The sequence below is a fragment of the Lentzea sp. NPDC003310 genome (assembly GCF_040610935.1).
Taxonomy (GTDB): domain Bacteria; phylum Actinomycetota; class Actinomycetes; order Mycobacteriales; family Pseudonocardiaceae; genus Lentzea.
This window is the reverse complement of record NZ_JBEXNC010000024.1, coordinates 40,612-58,923: the sequence shown is the minus strand read 5'-3', so window position 1 is coordinate 58,923 and position 18,312 is coordinate 40,612. Positions and strand designations below refer to the sequence as shown.

Below are 18,312 nucleotides of genomic sequence, written 5' to 3'. Positions count from 1 at the left end.
TCACACGTCGGCGAGCAGCACCGTGGCGTCGAAGCACGTGCGGTCGCCGGTGTGGCAGGCGGCGCCGACCTGGTCGACGACCAGCAGCAGCGTGTCGCCGTCGCAGTCGAGCCGGACCTCGTGCACGTACTGCGTGTGGCCGGACGTCTCGCCCTTCACCCACAGCTGCTGGCGGCTGCGCGAGTAGTACGTGGCGCGGCGGGTGGTGAGGGTGCGGTGCAGCGCCTCGTCGTCCATCCACGCCACCATCAGCACCTCACCGGTGCCGCGCTGCTGCGCGACCGCGCACACCAGGCCGTCCGGGGTGCGCTTGAGGCGCTGGGAAATTTCTGGATCGAGCGACGCGCTCAACGGGGACCTCCCAGGTGTTCACGGGCCGGTCCGGTGTTGAGCAGGACCACTCCGTAGATGTGCACGGCGGACAGCACGCCGGACGCGACGCGGGCCCACGCCGGTCCGTCGGCCAGCACGATGACGAGGTGCAGCAACGCGACTAGGACGAACACGATCATCGCCGGGTAGTGCATGAACCGGAGCCGCAGCAGCAGCGCGGCCGCGACGGGCAGCTCGACGGCGGCGATGAACGACGGCAGCTTCAGCACGTCCGCGTCGCCGGTCGAGCGCCACAGCACCAGGCCGACCGCGAAGAACACGAGCGCGCCGCCGATCGCGACCGCCGAGGCGACGCGCACCTCGACGGGCTTCACCGCACCACGACGCCGGCCTGGCGCAGGCCGTCCTTGACCTCGCTGATGCGGAGCTGCCCGAAGTGGAAGACGCTCGCGGCGAGCACGGCGTCCGCGCCCGCGGCGACGGCCGGCGGGAAGTGGTCGACCGCGCCGGCGCCGCCGCTCGCGATCAGCGGGACGTCGACCTCGCGGCGCACCAGTTCGAGGAGCTCGAGGTCGAACCCGGCCTTGGTGCCGTCGGCGTCCATCGAGTTCAGCAGGATCTCGCCGACGCCCAGCTCCTGGCCCTTCGCGGCCCAGGCGATCGCGTCGATGCCGGTGCCGGTGCGGCCGCCGTGCGTGGTGACCTCGAAGCCGGTGCCGCCGGGCACGCGCCGGGCGTCGACCGACAGCACGATGCACTGCGCGCCGTACCGCTCGGAGCACTCCTTGAGCAGCTCGGGACGCGCGATGGCGGCGGTGTTGAGGCTGACCTTGTCCGCGCCGGCGCGCAGCAGCTTGTTCACGTCCTCGGGGCTGCGCACGCCGCCGCCGACCGTGAGCGGGATGAACACCTGCTCGGCGGTGCGGCGGACCACGTCGAACGTCGTCTCGCGGTCGCCGCTGCTGGCCGTCACGTCGAGGAACGTCAGCTCGTCCGCGCCCTCGGCGTCGTAGGCCCTGGCGAGCTCGACCGGGTCGCCCGCGTCGACGAGGTTGGTGAAGTTGACGCCCTTCACCACCCGGCCGCGGTCGACGTCGAGACAGGGGATGACACGGACCGCGACTGACATGCGGGAAAGCCTACCGGGGAGCCTCGGGGACTACGCTGCGCGGCCATGATCAGGGAACTGGGCGAGGGCAAGTACCTGCTGCTGACGACGTTCCGCAAGAACGGCACCCCGGTGCCCACTCCGGTCTGGGTGCTGCCGGGCGAGAGCGACGACGTCGTCTACGCGTGGAGCGCCGCGGACACGGGCAAGGTCAAGCGGATCCGGCGCAGCGGCGACGTCGAGGTCGGGCCGTGCGACGTCCGCGGCAACCCGAAGGGCGACTCGGTCAGGGCGCACGCGGTGCTGCTGGACGACGAGGCGAGCGACGACGTGCGCTCGCGCATCGCGAAGAAGTACGGCGTGTTCGGGTGGCTCACCGTGACCGGCAGCAAGCTGCGGCGCGGCCGCACGGGGTCGATCGGCATCCGGATCACCGCCACGGGCTGACGCCTCCCGCACACATCGCCGTCAACGTCGAGTCAACATTGATCCACACGATCAACGTTGACTCGCCACCAGTGCACATTGACTCGCCGGCAATCAATGTTGATTTGCGGCAGGTTGACGCTGCCGTCCGCCGTCCATGTTGAGGCGCCGCCGTGCTCGTTGACGCCTGCCAGTCCATGTTGACGTACTGCCGGTCAATGTGGACTCAACATTGATTCAGTCGGATCAACGTTGACTGTCTCCGGATCAATGCGTGGTTGACGCTCGCTCCGCACGCCTCCTCGCAGATGACAACGTTGTCTTCCGTGCACGTGGACTTGACTCGTCAACCTTGCCTGCGTGCGTCAATGTTGAGTCAACGTGGACTGCGCGGCTCAACGTTGAGTCCACGTTGAGCCGTCAACCCGAGGTTGACCCGCGACTCGGCGTCAACCTAGAGTTGACGCATGATCCAGTTGACCGACCTGATCGTCTCGGTCGCTCAAGAGGCCGACGACGCTCTCGTGCGCCTGGCCAAGGCAGTCGAGATGAGCGGTCAGCTCAACGAGCTCGGCGACCACCTGATCGGGCACTTCGTGGACGAGGCGCGGCGGGGTGGCGCGAGCTGGGCCGAGATCGGCGAGAGCCTCGGCGTCACGAAGCAGGCGGCGCAGAAGCGGTTCGTCCCGCGGGAGTCCCCGGACCTGGGCAAGCCGAGCACGGAGCGCTACACCCAGCGGTCCCGGCGGGTCATCGCACTGGCCCGGCACCACGCGCGGTTCAGCGAGCGGATCGGCACCGAGCACCTGCTGCTGGGGCTGCTCGACGAGTCGGGCGGGCTCGCGGCCAAGACCATCGCGAAGCTGGAGTCGGGCGACGGCAGCACGCGCATCGCGGTGCTCAACCGCCTCGACTCAGAGGCCCGGCAACGGCCGGAGAAGCAGCCGTACACCACGCACTGCAAGAAGGCACTCGAACTGGCCGTGCGCGAGGCGCTGCGGATGGGTCACATGTTCATCGGCACCGAGCACATCCTGCTCGGCGTGCTGGCGGAAGGCGAAGGGACCGCGGCCGACGTGCTGCACAACACGGGTGTCACGCACGCGGCCGCGGCCACTCACATCGAGGCCGTGGTCAACGGACCGCAGCAAGCGCTTCCGGGAGCGTGAAAGCGCCGGCGTAGAGGGCCTTGCCGACGATCGAGCCCTCCACGCCGTCGCGCGACAGCTTCGAGAGCGCCACCAGGTCGTCCACAGTGGACACGCCACCGGAGGCGATCACCGGCGCGTCGGTGCGGGCGCAGACCTCGCGCAGCAGGTCCAGGTTCGGGCCCGTCAGCGTGCCGTCCTTCGACACGTCGGTGACGACGTAGCGGGTGCAGCCGTCGCGGTCGAGCCGCTCGAGGACCTCCCAGAGGTCGCCGCCGTCGGACGTCCAGCCGCGGCCCTTGACGCGGTGGCCCTGCTCGGTGATGCGGACGTCGAGACCCACCGCGATCTTCTCGCCGTGCGCGGCCAGCGCCTTCGCGCACCACTCCGGGTTCTCCAGCGCGGCGGTGCCGAGGTTCACGCGGGCGCAGCCGGTGGCCAGGGCGGCCTCCAGCGACGCGTCGTCGCGGATGCCGCCGGACAGCTCCACCTTCACGTCGAGCTCGCCGACGACGCGGGCGACCAGTTCGCGGTTGGAACCGCGGCCGAACGCGGCGTCGAGGTCGACGAGATGGATCCACTCCGCTCCGTCGCGCTGCCACTGCAAGGCCGCGTCGAGCGGCTCGCCGTAGTTCGTCTCGGTACCGGCTTCGCCCTGCACGAGCCGGACGGCACGACCGTCGGCCACGTCAACAGCGGGGAGGAGTGTGAACGTCACCCGGGCAGCCTAGCGTCCCCCAGCACGAGAGCGGCCACGCGCTCCTGGGCCTCGGTGGCCCGCGGGAACTTCGACGGGACCGGCGTGCCGGGGCCGGTCGCGGCGGGTCCGACGCCCGTCCACGGCCCGAACACCATGATCCCGGCGAACTCGGGGTGGTCCTGCGCGAGCGCCAGGTACTGGTACTGCGTGCTTTCGAGGTCCGCGTCGGTCTTGGCGCACCCCGGCTGCGGCGCGGCCTCGGGCAGTGCGAACAGCTCCTTGCCCGGTGCGCGCTGGGCGAGCTCGGTCATGCGGGCGTCCAACACGTCGTAGCCGGCGCAGTACTCGTCGAAGCCGACCCAGTCGACGGCGCCGGGCACGCGGAAGGCGTCGTCGATCCGGACGCCCGCCTCGATCAGCATGACCTTCTTGTCCGGGAACGCGTTCTTGATCTGCCGAGCGGAGAACTCGACGTCCTCGAAGCGCGCCGCGGTGGAATGGTTCGTCCTGCAGCACGAACCCCGCCACCCGATCGAGGTACGGGCGCACCTTCGCGGCGAGCACCTGCCAGCGTTCGGCGGCGTTCGGGTACAGCGGGCACCGGCCCGCGTCGCAGTCGAAGAACTCGTTGCCCGTGTGGACGACGCACCCCGCGGGAGCGCAGTCGTCCAGCACCTCGGGCCGGTAGGCGTCGGCGTCGCTGATCTGCACCCAGTTCAGGTTGCTGCGGCCGCGCACCTCGGGCAGGTGGTTGCCCCCGGCGGCGTTCAGCCGCGCGCCGAAGTAGCCGAAGTAGCGCAGCCGGGACCCGGGGCGTTTGCGCAGGTCGTCGGAGTTCAGCCGCTCGATCCGCAGGTCGTCGACGAGGCTGACGGTCCGGTCGTCGTCGGAGTAGCGCCCGAGGTAGAGCCACAGCCGCCCGGTCGGCACCGCCGCGCCCAGCGTGATCGTCCTGCGGGTGCCGTTGACCGTGAGGTCGAGCGCCGGTCCGGCCAGGGTGAGCGTCACGGCGAACGAGCCGTCGGCCCCGGCCTGTGCGAACGACGGCAGGTCCACGACCGGCTGTCCGGCTTGGAAGATCTGCACGCCTCCGTTGGCGCGCACCAGGAAACCGAGGTCGACGTCCTGATTGGACACGTAGCCCCAGCTGTTCGCCGAGCGGCTCAGCACGATCGACGACCAGTCGCCGGAGGTGCGACTGCCCGCCACCGGGGTCAGCGTCGCCGAGATCGACGACCCGGTGGACGGCGCGTCGAGCCGCACGGCCGTCGTGCCGAGGTGCAGGGAGAGCTTGCCGCGGTGGTTCGGGTGACCGACCTGCGCGAACCACGGGCGCGGGACGGTGCCGGTGTTCCACCTGCCGGACACCCTGCTGTACGTGACGGCGCCGGTTCCCTGACGTGCCACCAGGTTGTCGTTCAAGCCGTAGGTGGGATCCGCGTCCGCGGCGCCCTCGAAGGTGTCCTCGAACGGCGCCGGTGCGGCGTGCGCGCCCCCAGGCACGGCGAGACCGGCGGCCACGAGCGCGGCCACGGTCAGCAGTCGTGTGATCACGACAAGGTAGTCAACCAGTTCCGCAGCAGGTGTGCGCCGGCGTCACCCGATTTCTCCGGGTGGAACTGGGTCGCCCACAGCGGGCCGTTCTCGACGGCCGCGACGAACTCGTCGCCCGCGTGGTCCGCCCACGTCACGAGCGGCGGCTTGAGGTGGTCGGCCGGCTCCAACTCCCAGCGGCGCACGCCGTAGGAGTGGACGAAGTAGAACCGCGTGTCCTTGTCGAGGCCCGCGAACAGCTTCGACTCCTCGGGCGCGCGCACGGTGTTCCAGCCCATGTGCGGCACGATCGGCGCTTCGAGCCGCTCGACGGTGCCGGGCCACTCGCCGCAGCCCTCGGTCAGCACGCCGTGCTCGATGCCGCGTTCGAAGAGGATCTGCATGCCCACGCAGATGCCGAGCACCGGACGGCCGCCGGCGAGGCGCTCGCCGATGATCCGGGCGCCCCGCACCGAGTTGAGACCTTCCATGCACGCGGCGTACGCGCCGACGCCGGGCACCACCAGACCGTCCGCCTCGCGGGCGGCCTTCGGGTCCGACGTCACCTCGACATGGGCGCCGACCCGCTGGAGCGCGCGCTCGGCCGAGCGCAGGTTGCCGGATCCATAGTCAAGTACGACGACACGTGCCACGACGTCCAGGTTAGTCGGTCGGCACCGCGCCCTGCGTCACCGGTATGACCGGCAACACGGTGTTGATGGGCTTGGTGCGCACGAGCCGGCGCCTGAGCACGACCAGCAGCCCCAGCATCACGACGACGAGCAGCGCGGCCGTGAGGTAGTACACGACGGCCGGGACGCCGAACATGATCGTCGCGAGCGCCGTCAGCGCGATCAGCGGGACGATCAGCGCGAGCGGCCACTGCTGGGCGTGCGGCGCCTCCAGCGTTCCGAGCACGGAGTCGGCGCGGCCCTGTTCCGCGAGCTCGGCGACCTGGGCGACCTCCGGCAGCCCCGCCGCGCGGAAGAACTCCGGGATCGCCGCGCGGCCGTTGCCGTAGTCGCGAATGCGTTCGAGCGAGCCCTTGCGGCTGGCCGCCGGGTAGAGCGCGGTGAGCTTGTCGACGGCGTCGAGCTGCCACTTCTCCTTCTCCCGCAGGTCGACCAGCCCCGCGGTCGACCGGTCGAAGAACCGGCCGACCGGCCCCGACTGCTTCGCCTGCGCCGACAACCGCAACACGGCCTCGCGCGAACCCCACATGGAGGCGCGGCCGAGCGTCGTGGTGAACATGTAGAGCAGCGCGGCGTCGTCGTTCCAGACGGCGAGGGCGGCGCCGCCCCCGATCCTGCGCACGCGGTTCGTCATGTACGCGGCCTCGTTCAGCCTGGTGCCCGGTGGGGGCAGCAGCACCGTGCCGGACTGCACCGGGACGAGCGCCGCGGGGCCCACGTTGCCGCTGTGCATGGACTTCTGCAGTTCGGCGGCGTTCAACGGGGTCCAGATCAGCATTCTCACGACCAACATCATTCCTGGTCCGCCTCGCTCGCCCATGCAGACATGCCAAGGATGTCGCGCACCGGAAACCGATCAGCCTGTGCGCCCCGGTGCAGTGAGACCGCGGTGATCGCCCCCAGCAGCGCCAACGCGCCCGCCATCAGCACGTACACGGGAACCGTGACCAGGACCGGGATCTTCGACAGCGACAGGAGGAGGACGACGGCAACGGACATCACCACGGCGCCGCCCAGAGAGAGCGCGGGGTTGATCCACGGCTGGTCGTTCATCCCCTGGCGCTCGCCGACGACGCTCTCCCACCACTTCTTCTCGTGGTGCGGCACGGCGTCGTCGACCTCGCCGCCGTCGATCCGGACGAGCGCCGCGGCGTCCAGCGAGAACCCGGCGGACTCCAGCGCGACCCGCAGCGCGCCCACCCCGTCGAGCACGCCCTGCGCCCGCACGGCGTCCGCTGCCTCGGTGAGCCAGCTGAGCCCTTCCGGGACGCGCTTCGGCGGTCCCGGTTCGAAGTGGTCGTCCGGGCCGAACCGCCAGCCGCGGACCACGCCGTCGAACCAGACGATCCACGCGGTGGTCTCCGTCCACATCAGACCGATCCGGCGGCCCTTCACGACGCGCAGGCCGTCGATCAGCGTTTCCGACGTGTACGGGTCCGGTCCGAGCACGAACGTGCCGTGCGCGACGGGAACGAGCAACCGCGGCCGGGTGGGGCGCTTGGCCAGTTCCGCCCTGGTCGTCTCCAGGTCCGAGGTGGTCCAGATGACCACGCGTGGGGTGTGCACGACCAGGATCCTGCCTGATCGTGCACACGCCTCACCTCTATACGGCGCGAGAAGGCGCGCCGGTCCAGTCATCCCCCATGACTGCGAACATGTTTCTTCACCCCCTGAAGAAACTCCGCACAGCACTCCCCAGCCCCACCACGTCGAGATCATGTGCCGCGTCATGATCTTCGGCCGTGCCGTAGTTGCGGAGCTCTGCGTGCCGTTTGACTCCTGTAGAACGAACGCGGTGCGGGATTTGTTGCAGTGTTTCGGACACGAAATGGGAAGAGGTTCCTTCGAGGTACGGCTCCACCACCAGCACGTCGGCGTGGTCGGTGTCCCGCACCGCCTTGCGCAGCCCGTCCGAGTCGAACGGACGCACGGTGGCCGCGTACAGCACGGTGACGTCGGCGTTCTCGGACTCGACGGCCTTGAGGACGCGGTCGAGCATCGGTCCGACGGCGAGCACCACGCCGCGTTTGCCGTGGCGGATCGTCGTGAACCCCTGGCCCACCGGGTACGCCTGGGCGTTCTCGTGCAGCGAAAGCCTCATGTAGACCCGGTTGTCGTCCTCGAGCGCCTGGTGGAGCAGCGGCGTGACCTCGTCCGCGTGGCCGGGCACGTGCACGGTCCAGCCGGGCAGCGTGTCGAACAGCGCGACATCGCCGGGTGACTGGTGCGTGCGCCCCCACGCCGGGTCGTCGTAGGACGCTCCGATGCTGACGAACACCGCGCCGACGTCCTGGTGCCCGATGTCGAGCTTGATCTGCTCGTAGGGCCGTTCGACGAGGAACGGCGCGTAGCTGTGCACGACCGGCCTCAACCCGGCCAGCGCGAGCCCGCCGGCCACGCCCACCATGGTCTGCTCGCGGATCCCGACGTCCACGACGCGTTCGTTCTCCTGCGGGAACTCGTTGCTGGAGATCACCGCGGTCACCACGGCGATCCGCGGGTCGGCGGCGATCCGGTCGTTGACCGTCCGGACGAACGCCTGGCGCATGGTGGTCATCAGCAGCTCTTCTCGATCTTGGCGACCACCGCGTACGGGCGGTCGTGCGGCGCGGTCAGTGCGGTGAAGATGGCCTCGTGGTCGCGGCCGTCGACCTCGGCGGTCTGCCACCCCTCGACGGCGAACCGCCGCGCGATGCCGCCGGGCCACCCGTACATCGCGGACTGGTTGTCGATCACGATCGCGGTGAGGTTCGACACCCCTCTGCGCGCCGCCACGGCGATCGCCTCGTGGTTGCTCCCCTCGTCCAGCTCCCCGTCGCCGACCAGCACGAACGTCCGCCCGCGGCTCTTGGCGACGCGCTGCCCGATCGCCGTGCCGACCGCGATCGGCAACCCGTGCCCGAGCGACCCGCTGCTGATCTCCGCGCCCCTCACGAGCACCCGGTCGGGGTGCTGGCCGAGCGGGCTCTCCCACGACGTCCAGTCGTCCAAAATGGACTCGTCGATGAACCCCTTCTCCGCCAGCACGGCGTAGTAGGCCATCGGCCCGTGCCCCTTGGACAGCAGGAACCGGTCGCGGTCGGGGTCGTCGACCGTCGCCGGCGTGACGTTGAGGACCTTGTCGTAGAGGACCCAGAGCACGTCGATCGTGGACGCCGCAGCCCACTCGTGCTTCTCGTCCCCGGTCATCCTCGCGAAGAGCTCTGGTATCCGTTGCATGGCACCAACTGTTCAACCTCGACCATGCTGGAGGTCAAGCGGTTACCATGATCTGCGTGAGCAAGCTGCCGGAAATGCTGACCATCGGCCAGGTCGCCGAGCGCAGCGGCGTCCCCCACACCGCGCTGCGCTTCTACGAGGACAGGGGTCTCATCTCCTCGGTCCGCACGGCGGGCAACCAGCGGCGCTACCTGCGCTCGGTGCTGCGCCGCCTGGCCTTCATCCGCACCGCGCAACGGGTGGGCCTCACCCTGGAGGACGTGCGCGACGCCCTCGCGCAGCTGCCGGACAACCGCACGCCGACCAAGTCGGACTGGGAGCGGTTGTCGCGGTCGTGGAAGTCGGAGCTGGACGCGCGGATCGACGCGCTCTTCCGGCTGCGCGACCGGTTGACCGGGTGCATCGGGTGCGGGTGCCTGTCGTTGCGCAGCTGTGCTTTGCAGAACATCGATGACGAGCAGGCGTCACACGGGCCGGGGGCGCCGCAGCTCAAGCCCGCCGCCGAAGGTGGCGTCGTCTAGAGAAGCGGCGCCGTCACTCCCAAAACCGGTGGACGTGCTGTGGTTTGCTGGGGAGGAGATGGAAGACGAAAGAATGATCCGCCTTTCGAAGCGGATGTCCAAGGCGCTCCGGCACAAGCCCGAGCGCGTCGGCCTCACCCTCGACCCCGCGGGGTGGGTGGCGGTGGCCGACCTGCTCGAGGCGCTCGGGATGTCGGAGACCGACATGCTGGAGGTCGTCGAGCGCAACGACAAGAAGCGGTTCACCGTCGACGGGGACCGCATTCGCGCCAACCAGGGCCACAGCGTCGAGGTCGAGCTCGGGTTGCCCACCGCGGTGCCGCCCGACCAGCTGTTCCACGGCACGGTCGCGCAGCACCTCGACGACATCATGCGCGACGGGTTGCGGCCCATGTCACGGCACGACGTGCACCTGTCGCCTGACCGCGAGACCGCTCGCCGGGTCGGTGCGCGGCGCGGCAGGCCGGTGATCCTCACCGTTGCCGCTGGGGTGATGCACGGGGACGGGCACGAGTTCCGGCTCAGCGCCAACGGGGTGTGGTTGGCTCAGCACGTGCCGGCCCGGTATCTGGAGCTCGCGTGAAGCGTGTCGTCGAGGACGACCTGGTGACCATGCACGAGCCGGACCCAGCGACGTTCCACTGGGTCCTCGCCCGCAAGAACTGAAGGTCAGAGCAGCCAGAGAACGGCGCCGCCCACCGCCACCAGGAGCAGCACCAGCAGGATGATCGCCAGGACCTTGGCGGTCTTCCACGTGGTGTAGACGCCACCGGCCAGGAAGCCCGCGAGGGCCAGCAGGCCGATGACGACGACTTCCTTCGGCATCAGAGCACGCCCTTGGTCGACGGGATGCCGCCGACGCGCGGGTCGGGTTCGGTGGCCACGCGCAGGGCTCGCGCGATGGCCTTGTACTCCGCCTCCGCGATGTGGTGCGGGTCGCGGCCGTACTCGACCCGCACGTGCAGGGCGATCTGGGCGTGGAAGGCGAGCGACTCGAAGACGTGCCGGTTCAGCACGAACGGGTAGTTGCCGCCGATCACGAAGCTGTTGAACTGCTCCGGTTCGCCCTTGTGCACGGTGTACGGGCGGCCCGAGACGTCGACCGCGGCGTGCGCGAGCGTCTCGTCCATCGGGATCCAGCAGTCGCCGAAGCGGCGGATGCCCTTCTTGTCCCCCAACGCTTCCCGCAGCGCCTGGCCCAGGACGATGGCGATGTCCTCGACCGAGTGGTGGGCGTCGATGTGCGTGTCACCCGTGGCGCGGACGATCAGGTCGAAGCTGCCGTGCACGCCGAACGCGGTGAGCATGTGGTCGTAGAACGGCACGCCGGTGCTGATCTCCACCTGGCCGGTGCCGTCCAGGTCGATCTCCACGTAGACCGACGACTCCCTGGTGGTGCGCTCCACCTTGCCAACACGGCTCACCGGCCGACCTCCTTGCTGGCCGCGAGGAAAGCGTCGTTCTCCTCGGGCGTTCCGATGGTCACGCGCAGGTGACCCGCGATTCCGACGTCCCGGATGAGCACGCCGTGGTCCAAATAGGACTTCCAGACCTCACGTGCGTTCTCGAACCAGCCGAACAGCACGAAGTTCGCGTCCGACGGCACGACCTGGAAGCCCATCTCCGTCAACGCCGCCGACACCCGGTCGCGTTCGGCGGCCAAGCGGGCCACCGAGCCCAGCGTCTCCGCGGCGTGCCTCAGCGACGCCCGAGCGGCCGCCTGCGTCAACGCCGACAGGTGGTACGGCAGGCGGACGAGCTGCAGCGCGTCGACCACGGCCGGTGCGGCCGCGAGGTAGCCGAGGCGGCCGCCCGCGAACGCGAAGGCCTTCGACATCGTGCGCGAGACGATCAGGCGCGAGCCGAACTCGTCCAGCAGCTTGATCGCGCTCTCCTGCGGGGAGAACTCCGCGTACGCCTCGTCCACGACGATCATGCCGGTCGAGGACGCGATCAGCAGGCGCAGGTCCTCGAGCGGGATCGACTGGCCCGTCGGGTTGTTCGGCGACGTCACGAAGACGACGTCCGGACGCGTCGAGGCGATGATCTCCGCCGCCTTCTCCACGTCGAGCGAGAAGTCGGGACGGCGCGGGGTCGGCGACCACTCCGTGCGGGTGCCGGCCGCGATGATCGGGTGCATCGAGTACGACGGCTCGAAGCCCAGTGCCACCCGGCCCGGACCGCCGAACGCCTGCAGGATCTGCTGCAGGATCTCGTTGGACCCGTTGGCGGCCCACGTGTTCGCCGACGTCAGCGGGACCGACGTCGCCTCGGCCAGGTACGCCGCCACGTCCTCGCGCAACGCCACGGCGTCGCGGTCCGGGTAGCGGTGCAGCTCGCCCGCGATCTCGGCGACCGCCGCGACGACGTCCGCCGCGAGGGCGTCGGTCGGCGGGTACGGGTTCTCGTTGGTGTTCAGGCGGTACGGGACGTCGAGCTGCGGCGCGCCGTAGGGCGTGCGGCCGCGCAGGTCCTCACGCAGGGGGAGGTCGGACAGCTCCACCCGCGCACCGATCACCGGCTTCATCGCGTGAACCTCGCTGTGACGGCCTGCCCGTGCGCGGGCAGGTCTTCCGCGTTGGCCAGCGCGACGACCTTGTCGGCGACCTCCCGGAGTGCTTCCTCGGAGTAGTCGATCAGGTGGATGCCGCGCAGGAACGTCTGCACGGACAGGCCGGACGAGTGCCGCGCGCAGCCGCCGGTGGGCAGCACGTGGTTCGAGCCGGCGCAGTAGTCGCCGAGCGACACGGGCGCGTAGGCACCGACGAAGATGGCGCCAGCCGACCGGATCCGGTTCGCCACGGCACGGGCGTCGCGCGTCTGGATCTCCAGGTGCTCGGCGGCGTAGGCGTCGACCACGCGCACGCCTTCGTCCACATCGGACACCAGCACGATGCCGGACTGCTTGCCGGACAACGCAGTGCGGATGCGCTCGGTGTGCTTGGTCCCGCCGATCTGGCGCTCCAGCTCCGCGTCGACCGCGTCCGCGAGCTCGTCGGAGTCGGTCACCAGCACGGACGCCGCGAGCGGGTCGTGCTCGGCCTGGGAGATCAGGTCGGCGGCCACGTGCACGGCGTCGGCGGACGAGTCGGCGAGGATCGCGATCTCCGTCGGGCCGGCCTCGGAGTCGATGCCGATCAGGCCGCGCAGCAACCGTTTGGCCGCGGTCACGTAGATGTTGCCGGGGCCGGTGACGATGTCGACCGGGGCCAGTTCGGCGCCGTCGGTGTCGACGCCGCCGTGCGCCAGCAGCGCCACGGCCTGCGCGCCGCCCACTGCCCACACCTCGTCGACGCCGAGCAGCGCGGCGGCGGCCAGGATCGTCGGGTGCGGCAGGCCGCCGAACTCCGCCTGCGGCGGCGAGGCCACGACCAGCGACTCGACGCCCGCGATCTGCGCGGGGACGACGTTCATGACGACGGTGGACGGGTAGACGGCGAGGCCGCCGGGCGCGTAGAGGCCGACGCGGGCGACCGGCACCCACTTCTCGGTGACGGTGCCGCCGGGCACGACCTCGGTGGTCGTGTCGACGCGCTTCTGGTCGGCGTGCACGCGCCGGGTGCGCGCGATGACCTCTTCCAGGGCCTCGCGCACGGACGGGTCGAGGGAGGACAAAGCGGACGAGATGGCCGAAGCGGGCACGCGGACGGAGTCGGGACGAACCTGGTCGAACTTCTCGGTGTACTCGAGAGCCGCCTCGACGCCGCGTTCCGCGATCGCGTCCACCACGGGGCGTACATGATGCAGAACCGCGTCCACGTCCACCTCGGCGCGCGGCACGATGGCACGCAACTGAGCGGGAGTCGTGGTCCGACCTCGCAGGTCGATGCGGTTCAGCATGTCCTACAGCCTAGTTCCTGCGGAAATCTGTCAACGGTCAGCCCGCTATCGGCGCTACTCAGCCTGTGACGGCCCGGCCACGCTCGGTCGAGCACCACTCCGTCGCAAACCCCTGCTGATGATGGAGGACCCATGTTCACCAAGAGCCGCGGCAAGATCGCCGCAGTGCTCGCGATATGCCTGCCCGTGCTGGTCGCGGGCATGGCGACGCCCAGCACGGCCGACTCCGGCCGCTACCTGCTGGAGGTCACGGCCAACACCTCGGCCGAACGCACCCAGGTCGCCCAGATCGGCGTCGACGTGCTCGGCGCGACGAAGCTCACCACGGTCTCGGTCGTCGCGGACAAGTCCCAGTACGCCGCCCTGAAGGCGACCGGGCTGCCGATCAAGTACCTCGGTGACTTCGAGCAGCAGCTCAAGAGCCTCGGCAAGGTCCAGTTCGCGGACCCGCAGCCGGGCCAGGTCGGCACCCAGGACTTCCCGTCCGGCTACACCGGCTACCACAACTTCGCGGAGACGGTCGCGGAGCTGCAGCAGACGGTCCGCGACCACCCGTCGCTCGCGAGCCTGCGCAGCATCGGCAAGAGCTACCAGAACCGGGACATCTGGGCGCTCAAGGTCAGCGACAACGTCGCGACCGACGAGAGCGAACCGGAGGTGCTGCTCGTCTGCGGCCAGCACGCCCGCGAGCACCTGACCGTCGAGCAGTGCCTGCAGATCATCAAGCGCTACACCGACAACTACGCGAACTCCGCGATCAAGAACCTCGTCGACAGCCGCGAGGTCTGGATCGTCCCGATGATGAACCCGGACGGCGCCGAGTACGACATCGAGACCGGGTCCTTCCGCGGCTGGCGCAAGAACCGCCAGGGCAACGGCACCGACCTCAACCGCAACTGGGGCTACAAGTGGGGCTGCTGCGGCGGTTCCAGCGGCAGTTCGACGTCGGACACCTACCGCGGCACGTCGGCGTTCTCCGCGCCGGAGACCGCGCGCATCCGCGACTTCGTGAACTCGCGCGTGGTCGGCGGCACGCAGCAGATCAAGACGTTCATCGACTTCCACTCGTTCTCGGAGCTCGTGCTGTGGCCGTACGGCTACACCCGCGCCGACACGGACACGGGCCTGAACGCCGACGAGGCGCGCGCGTTCCAGACGCTGGGCCGGCAGATGGCCGCCACCAACGGCTACACGCCGGAGCAGGCGAGCGACCTGTACATCACCGACGGCAGCAGTGACGACTGGATGTGGGGCCAGCACAAGATCTGGGCCTACACCTTCGAGATGTACCCGAGCAGCGGCGGCCTCAACGGCTTCTACCCGCGGGACACGGTCATCGCGCAGCAGACCGCGCGCAACGACCGCGCCGTCGACCTGTTCATGAGCTACTCGGACTGCGTGAAGCGGATCATCAACCAGACCTGCTGATCCTCTCCAGCGCCTGATCGATCTCGTCGTGGGTGACGAAGTAGTGCGGGGAGGCCCGCACTACTTCGTCCAGGCCGCGGCGGGTCATGTCGAACCGCGTGGACGCGCGCTGCGACACCGTGACGGCGACGTCCTCGCGCCACAGCCGGTCCTTGAGCTCCATCGCGGGCACCCGGTCGCTCGTGAACGTGACGATGCCCGCCTGCCGTTCGCCCAGATCCTGAACAGTGATACCGGGCAGCGTCGCAAGGCCTTCGCGCAAGCGCTTGGCACGGTCCCCGACCTCGGCCTCGATCACGTCCGGCCCCTTGGCCAGCGCGTACCTCACGGCGGCGATCAGCCCCAGCCGGTCCGCGACGCTGAACTCCCACAGCTCGAACACCCGCGCGTCGTCACGCGGCTCGTAGCGGTCGGGGGCGACCCACTCGGCGGCGCTGTGGTCCATCAGACGCGGCCGCAGCCGGCGCCGCACGTCGTCGCGCACCACCAGCGCGCCCGTGCCGCGCGGTCCGCGCAGCCACTTGCGGCCGGTGCACACGAGCATGTCGTAGTCGAGGCCGCGCAGGTCGAGCTGGCCGGTGGACTGGCAGGCGTCGAGCAGCACCAGCGCGCCCACCTCGCGCGCCTTCGTCGTGACCTCGTTCACCGGGTTGACCAGGCCGCCGTTCGTGGGCACGTGCACGAGCGAGATCAGCTTGACCCGTTCGTCGAGGTCGAGGGCTTCGACGTCGACCTGGCCGTGCCGGTCGGACGGGATCACCTCGACCACCGCGCCGGTCTCCTCGGCGCGACGCAGGATCGGCACCGCGTTGCCGCCGTACTCGACCTCGGTGACGAGGATCCGGTCGCCCTGCGCGAGCGGCACGGCGTCGAAGAGCGTGAGCCACGAGCGGGTGGCGCTGTCGGTGAACGCGACCTCGGAGGCCCGGCAGCCGAAGAACTCGGCCAGCACGCCGTAGCCCGCCTCCAGGTCGGCGTGGCGCTCGGCGGCGGCCCGGTAGCCGCCGATCTCGGTCTCCCGCCGCAGGTGCCCGACCACCTCGTCCACCACCTCGGCGGGCGGGATCGAGGAACCGGCGCTGTCCAGGAAGATCAGGTCGCTCACCCGTCCCACTGTGCCACCATCGAGGTCATGGGGGATCGAGCTTTCGGTTACAGCGCACCCGCGGCCGGCGGCAGCGAGACGCAGGTCACGACCAGCCGGACGCTGCACCGTGGGCGGTCCGTTGTGGACGGCAAGCTCGTGCTGGAGATCTCGGGCTCTACCACCGAGTCGCCGCGGTTGGACCCGCCGACGAAGGTCGAGTTCTGGGCCGACGACCCCGGCGCCGTGGTTCGCGCGTTGCGAAAATAGGCTTCCCGCCATGGTGGAGATCCCCTACGGCAAGCGCATGAAGCCGAGGTACGTGCGGTTCCTGATCATCACGGTGGTCGGGGTCGCGCTGGTCGCGTTCGGCCTCGACATCCCGTGGCTGCTCATCACGCTGATCGTGCTCGGCGTGATGAACACGGTCGTGTGCGTGGGCGCTCTCTACGTGCTGACCAAGCAGCCGCACACCGTCTCCGGCGACGAACTGCGGTTGCGGCAGCTGGGGTTCTTCGACTGGCGCATCCCGACCGAGGACCTCGGCGCCGCGCAGGTCGCCGAGCGCACGCACAAGGGGCAGCGCAGCGTCGCGGTGATCGGCGACGCGCTCGTCATCCAGTCGCTGACCAGGACGAACGTGTCGGTGCCGTTCCACGAGCCGCAGCTCGTGAACCTGGGCAAGACGGGCGTGCAGCGGGTCGAGCGCGTCGAGTTCTGGGCGGACGACCCCGACCGCGCCGTCCGCGAGATCAACGCCCGGACTACTTAGGCTCCCACTTCTCCAGGTTCCACCAGGGGCCCCAGGCCAGCGCGCCGTAGGAGTTCGGGTCGACCACGGGCTGGTAGCCGGTCCACGAGTCGCGCATCACGTACGCGTGCTCGGGGAAGACCAGCACCGCCATCGACGGCGCGGCCACGAACGCCTGCTGGAAGAGCTTGTAGGCCACGGCCCGCTGCGCCGGGTCGATCAGCCTGCGGCCGTTCTCGAGCGCCGCGTCGGCGGCGGGGCTGCCCTGGCCGCGCAGGTCGTAGAGCATCAGGTCGGGGTCGAACGGCGAGCCCTCGCCGAACAGCAGCGCGTCCTGCGCCATCCGCGGCCGGATCGCCTCCCAGGACAGGCCGGCGAGCTGCACGTCCACGCCGACGGCCTTGGCGTCGGCGGCGAACGCGGTCGCGAGGTCCGCGCGCAGGTCGTCGCCCAGCGGGTACATCAGCGTGAAGCGGGCGGCGACGCCTTCGCGCACCCGGATGCCGTCCGCGCCGGGCACCCAGCCACCGACGTCGAGCAGGCGGGTGGCCTCGGACTTGTCGAAGCGGAACTTCGCGGTGGGGTCGAACTCCTCGGCCAGCGCGTCCGGCACCGGTGTGTACGCGGTGGTGCCCTTGCCCTCCAGCAGGCTGTCGATCATGGCCTGGCGGTTCGCGGCGAAGTTCAGCGCGAGGCGGATCGAGGCGTTGCCGGTGACGGGGTTGGCCGTGGGCAGCCGCACGGCGCGGTAGTCGGCGCTGCGGTGGTAGTTGACCTGCAGGCCCGACTTACCGGCGAACTGCGTGGCGATCTTGGGCGGCAGCACCGTGCCGTCGAACTCGCCGTCCTGCATGCGGCGGGCGCGCTGGTTGTCGTCGGTGACGAAGACGACCGTCACCTTCTTGACCTTCGGCGCGCCGTCGAAGTAGCCCTCGTTGGACTCCAGCAGCAGCCGGTCGCCCTTCTTCCACTCGGTGACCTTGTACGGGCCGGTGCCGACGGGCTGGCCGTTCGGGTTCGCCTGCTCGCTGGGCAGGACGCCGAGCACGAGCAGGTGCGGGAACGCGGCCTGCGTCTGGGTGAGGGTGAAGCGGACGGTCGACGGGTCGAGCTGCTCCACGCCCTTGAGGGTGCTGAACCTGTCCTTGACGGGGTTCTGCAGCGCCGCCGTGTACGTGGCGACGACGTCCTCTGCGCCGAACGTGCTGCCGTCGGTGAACTTCACGTCGCCGCGCAGCTTGACCGTCCAACTCAGCCCGTCCGCCGACGGCTGCGGCAGGTCGGCCGCGAGCCGCGGGGTGAGCGACCCGTCCTGGCGGTGCTCGACGAGGCCGTCGTAGATCTTGGACACACCCTGCGCGCCGTAGCCGAGCAGCGGGTTCAGCGTCGTGGGCTCGTCGCGGTCGGCCAGCACGATCGACGTGCCGTTCGCGCCACCGTCCGGGCGGGGCGCGGCGGTCTCGGTGCAGCCCGCGACGGCCAGCAACACGACGAGGAGCAGTGGGGAACGCACGAGTCGGACCCTACAG

At 70.1% G+C, this 18,312-nt stretch carries 23 protein-coding genes; 7 read left to right on the top strand and 16 right to left on the bottom strand.

The window, feature by feature from the left end; translation table 11 throughout:
- Genes hisI through hisF form a run of 3 tightly spaced genes read right to left on the bottom strand, consistent with a single transcriptional unit; the run spans nucleotide 1 to nucleotide 1,462 of the window.
- Nucleotides 1-351, bottom strand: a complete 351-nt coding sequence (gene hisI / locus ABZX02_RS38350) for a phosphoribosyl-AMP cyclohydrolase (RefSeq protein ID WP_355306068.1) — start codon at nucleotides 349-351, stop codon at nucleotides 1-3.
- Nucleotides 348-707, bottom strand: coding sequence for a hypothetical protein (locus tag ABZX02_RS38345; RefSeq protein WP_355306066.1), 360 nt, complete (start codon nucleotides 705-707; stop codon nucleotides 348-350). The genes hisI and ABZX02_RS38345 overlap by 4 nt, the downstream gene beginning before the upstream one ends.
- Complete coding sequence (gene hisF / locus ABZX02_RS38340; RefSeq protein ID WP_355306064.1) at nucleotides 704-1,462, bottom strand: imidazole glycerol phosphate synthase subunit HisF; 759 nt, start codon at nucleotides 1,460-1,462, stop codon at nucleotides 704-706. The genes ABZX02_RS38345 and hisF overlap by 4 nt, the downstream gene beginning before the upstream one ends.
- 45 nt (nucleotides 1,463-1,507) lie before the next feature.
- On the opposite strand from hisF, the gene ABZX02_RS38335 reads away from it, so the two are divergent.
- Both ABZX02_RS38335 and ABZX02_RS38330 read left to right on the top strand, forming a co-directional pair.
- Complete coding sequence (locus ABZX02_RS38335; protein WP_355306062.1) at nucleotides 1,508-1,888, top strand: PPOX class F420-dependent oxidoreductase; 381 nt, start codon at nucleotides 1,508-1,510, stop codon at nucleotides 1,886-1,888.
- Nucleotides 1,889-2,334: 446 nt separating this feature from the next.
- Nucleotides 2,335-3,036, top strand: a complete 702-nt coding sequence (locus tag ABZX02_RS38330) for a Clp protease N-terminal domain-containing protein (protein WP_355306060.1) — start codon at nucleotides 2,335-2,337, stop codon at nucleotides 3,034-3,036.
- Here the strand turns inward: ABZX02_RS38330 and priA are convergent.
- The 7 genes from priA to ABZX02_RS38295 all read right to left on the bottom strand — a co-directional run bounded on the left by priA (nucleotide 3,002) and on the right by ABZX02_RS38295 (nucleotide 9,159).
- Nucleotides 3,002-3,733, bottom strand: a complete 732-nt coding sequence (gene priA, locus ABZX02_RS38325) for a bifunctional 1-(5-phosphoribosyl)-5-((5-phosphoribosylamino)methylideneamino)imidazole-4-carboxamide isomerase/phosphoribosylanthranilate isomerase PriA (RefSeq protein WP_355306058.1) — start codon at nucleotides 3,731-3,733, stop codon at nucleotides 3,002-3,004. The two genes, ABZX02_RS38330 and priA, sit on opposite strands and share 35 nt — an antisense overlap.
- Before the next feature lie 9 nt (nucleotides 3,734-3,742).
- On the bottom strand, nucleotides 3,743-5,269 hold the full coding sequence (locus tag ABZX02_RS38320; RefSeq protein WP_355306056.1) for a hypothetical protein: 1,527 nt from the start codon (nucleotides 5,267-5,269) through the stop codon (nucleotides 3,743-3,745).
- Entirely contained in the window at nucleotides 5,266-5,901 is a 636-nt protein-coding gene (hisH, locus tag ABZX02_RS38315; protein WP_355306054.1) for an imidazole glycerol phosphate synthase subunit HisH, read from the bottom strand. The genes ABZX02_RS38320 and hisH overlap by 4 nt, the downstream gene beginning before the upstream one ends.
- A gap of 10 nt (nucleotides 5,902-5,911) precedes the next feature.
- Complete coding sequence (locus ABZX02_RS38310; RefSeq protein WP_355306053.1) at nucleotides 5,912-6,724, bottom strand: hypothetical protein; 813 nt, start codon at nucleotides 6,722-6,724, stop codon at nucleotides 5,912-5,914.
- Nucleotides 6,725-6,732: 8 nt separating this feature from the next.
- Nucleotides 6,733-7,506, bottom strand: coding sequence for a hypothetical protein (locus ABZX02_RS38305; RefSeq protein ID WP_355306052.1), 774 nt, complete (start codon nucleotides 7,504-7,506; stop codon nucleotides 6,733-6,735).
- A gap of 97 nt (nucleotides 7,507-7,603) precedes the next feature.
- Nucleotides 7,604-8,497, bottom strand: a complete 894-nt coding sequence (locus tag ABZX02_RS38300) for a transketolase C-terminal domain-containing protein (RefSeq protein ID WP_355306050.1) — start codon at nucleotides 8,495-8,497, stop codon at nucleotides 7,604-7,606.
- Nucleotides 8,497-9,159 carry a thiamine pyrophosphate-dependent enzyme gene (locus tag ABZX02_RS38295; protein WP_355306048.1) on the bottom strand — a complete coding sequence of 221 codons (663 nt, stop codon included), beginning with the start codon at nucleotides 9,157-9,159 and terminating at the stop codon, nucleotides 8,497-8,499. Before ABZX02_RS38295 ends, ABZX02_RS38300 begins: the two co-directional genes overlap by 1 nt.
- A 56-nt stretch (nucleotides 9,160-9,215) precedes the next feature.
- Between ABZX02_RS38295 and soxR the strand changes: the two genes are divergently transcribed.
- Together soxR and ABZX02_RS38285 are read left to right on the top strand one after the other, a co-directional pair.
- On the top strand, nucleotides 9,216-9,680 hold the full coding sequence (gene soxR / locus ABZX02_RS38290; RefSeq protein ID WP_355306046.1) for a redox-sensitive transcriptional activator SoxR: 465 nt from the start codon (nucleotides 9,216-9,218) through the stop codon (nucleotides 9,678-9,680).
- A gap of 58 nt (nucleotides 9,681-9,738) precedes the next feature.
- The gene (locus ABZX02_RS38285) at nucleotides 9,739-10,263 is read left to right on the top strand and encodes an RNA 2'-phosphotransferase (protein ID WP_355306044.1); all 525 of its coding nucleotides are present in this window, start codon (nucleotides 9,739-9,741) and stop codon (nucleotides 10,261-10,263) included.
- An 86-nt stretch (nucleotides 10,264-10,349) separates the two neighbouring features.
- Here the strand turns inward: ABZX02_RS38285 and ABZX02_RS38280 are convergent, their stop codons facing one another.
- From ABZX02_RS38280 to hisD, 4 genes are read right to left on the bottom strand one after another with little or no spacing between them, the layout of a single operon-like run.
- Complete coding sequence (locus ABZX02_RS38280) at nucleotides 10,350-10,505, bottom strand: hypothetical protein (RefSeq protein WP_170176337.1); 156 nt, start codon at nucleotides 10,503-10,505, stop codon at nucleotides 10,350-10,352.
- The gene (gene hisB, locus ABZX02_RS38275) at nucleotides 10,505-11,104 is read right to left on the bottom strand and encodes an imidazoleglycerol-phosphate dehydratase HisB (RefSeq protein WP_355306042.1); all 600 of its coding nucleotides are present in this window, start codon (nucleotides 11,102-11,104) and stop codon (nucleotides 10,505-10,507) included. The genes ABZX02_RS38280 and hisB overlap by 1 nt, the downstream gene beginning before the upstream one ends.
- Complete coding sequence (locus ABZX02_RS38270; protein ID WP_355306040.1) at nucleotides 11,101-12,207, bottom strand: histidinol-phosphate transaminase; 1,107 nt, start codon at nucleotides 12,205-12,207, stop codon at nucleotides 11,101-11,103. The genes hisB and ABZX02_RS38270 overlap by 4 nt, the downstream gene beginning before the upstream one ends.
- Nucleotides 12,204-13,520, bottom strand: a complete 1,317-nt coding sequence (gene hisD, locus ABZX02_RS38265) for a histidinol dehydrogenase (protein WP_355306038.1) — start codon at nucleotides 13,518-13,520, stop codon at nucleotides 12,204-12,206. Before hisD ends, ABZX02_RS38270 begins: the two co-directional genes overlap by 4 nt.
- Before the next feature lie 132 nt (nucleotides 13,521-13,652).
- On the opposite strand from hisD, the gene ABZX02_RS38260 reads away from it, so the two are divergent.
- Entirely contained in the window at nucleotides 13,653-14,948 is a 1,296-nt protein-coding gene (locus tag ABZX02_RS38260; protein ID WP_355306036.1) for a M14 family metallopeptidase, read from the top strand.
- Here ABZX02_RS38260 and ABZX02_RS38255 read toward each other — a convergent pair.
- The gene (locus ABZX02_RS38255; RefSeq protein ID WP_355306034.1) at nucleotides 14,932-16,053 is read right to left on the bottom strand and encodes an aminotransferase class V-fold PLP-dependent enzyme; all 1,122 of its coding nucleotides are present in this window, start codon (nucleotides 16,051-16,053) and stop codon (nucleotides 14,932-14,934) included. The two genes, ABZX02_RS38260 and ABZX02_RS38255, sit on opposite strands and share 17 nt — an antisense overlap.
- Before the next feature lie 27 nt (nucleotides 16,054-16,080).
- Between ABZX02_RS38255 and ABZX02_RS38250 the strand changes: the two genes are divergently transcribed.
- Both ABZX02_RS38250 and ABZX02_RS38245 read left to right on the top strand, forming a co-directional pair.
- Nucleotides 16,081-16,302 carry a hypothetical protein gene (locus ABZX02_RS38250; RefSeq protein WP_355306032.1) on the top strand — a complete coding sequence of 74 codons (222 nt, stop codon included), beginning with the start codon at nucleotides 16,081-16,083 and terminating at the stop codon, nucleotides 16,300-16,302.
- A gap of 10 nt (nucleotides 16,303-16,312) precedes the next feature.
- Complete coding sequence (locus tag ABZX02_RS38245; protein WP_355306030.1) at nucleotides 16,313-16,804, top strand: hypothetical protein; 492 nt, start codon at nucleotides 16,313-16,315, stop codon at nucleotides 16,802-16,804.
- Here the strand turns inward: ABZX02_RS38245 and ABZX02_RS38240 are convergent.
- Nucleotides 16,797-18,296 (bottom strand): ABC transporter substrate-binding protein, encoded by a 1,500-nt coding sequence (locus ABZX02_RS38240; RefSeq protein WP_355306028.1) that lies wholly within the window; start codon nucleotides 18,294-18,296, stop codon nucleotides 16,797-16,799. The genes ABZX02_RS38245 and ABZX02_RS38240 overlap by 8 nt on opposite strands.
- Nucleotides 18,297-18,312 lie beyond the last annotated feature (16 nt).

Coding starts and splice junctions, on each gene's coding strand:
- hisF (WP_355306064.1), bottom strand. CDS start 1,462: ATGTCAGTCGCGGTCCGTGTCATCCCCTGTCTCGACGTCGACCGCGGC.
- ABZX02_RS38335 (WP_355306062.1), top strand. CDS start 1,508: ATGATCAGGGAACTGGGCGAGGGCAAGTACCTGCTGCTGACGACGTTC.
- ABZX02_RS38330 (WP_355306060.1), top strand. CDS start 2,335: ATGATCCAGTTGACCGACCTGATCGTCTCGGTCGCTCAAGAGGCCGAC.
- ABZX02_RS38300 (WP_355306050.1), bottom strand. CDS start 8,497: ATGACCACCATGCGCCAGGCGTTCGTCCGGACGGTCAACGACCGGATC.
- ABZX02_RS38295 (WP_355306048.1), bottom strand. CDS start 9,159: ATGCAACGGATACCAGAGCTCTTCGCGAGGATGACCGGGGACGAGAAG.
- ABZX02_RS38285 (WP_355306044.1), top strand. CDS start 9,739: ATGGAAGACGAAAGAATGATCCGCCTTTCGAAGCGGATGTCCAAGGCG.
- ABZX02_RS38280 (WP_170176337.1), bottom strand. CDS start 10,505: ATGCCGAAGGAAGTCGTCGTCATCGGCCTGCTGGCCCTCGCGGGCTTC.
- ABZX02_RS38270 (WP_355306040.1), bottom strand. CDS start 12,207: ATGAAGCCGGTGATCGGTGCGCGGGTGGAGCTGTCCGACCTCCCCCTG.
- hisD (WP_355306038.1), bottom strand. CDS start 13,520: ATGCTGAACCGCATCGACCTGCGAGGTCGGACCACGACTCCCGCTCAG.
- ABZX02_RS38260 (WP_355306036.1), top strand. CDS start 13,653: ATGTTCACCAAGAGCCGCGGCAAGATCGCCGCAGTGCTCGCGATATGC.
- ABZX02_RS38250 (WP_355306032.1), top strand. CDS start 16,081: ATGGGGGATCGAGCTTTCGGTTACAGCGCACCCGCGGCCGGCGGCAGC.
- ABZX02_RS38245 (WP_355306030.1), top strand. CDS start 16,313: ATGGTGGAGATCCCCTACGGCAAGCGCATGAAGCCGAGGTACGTGCGG.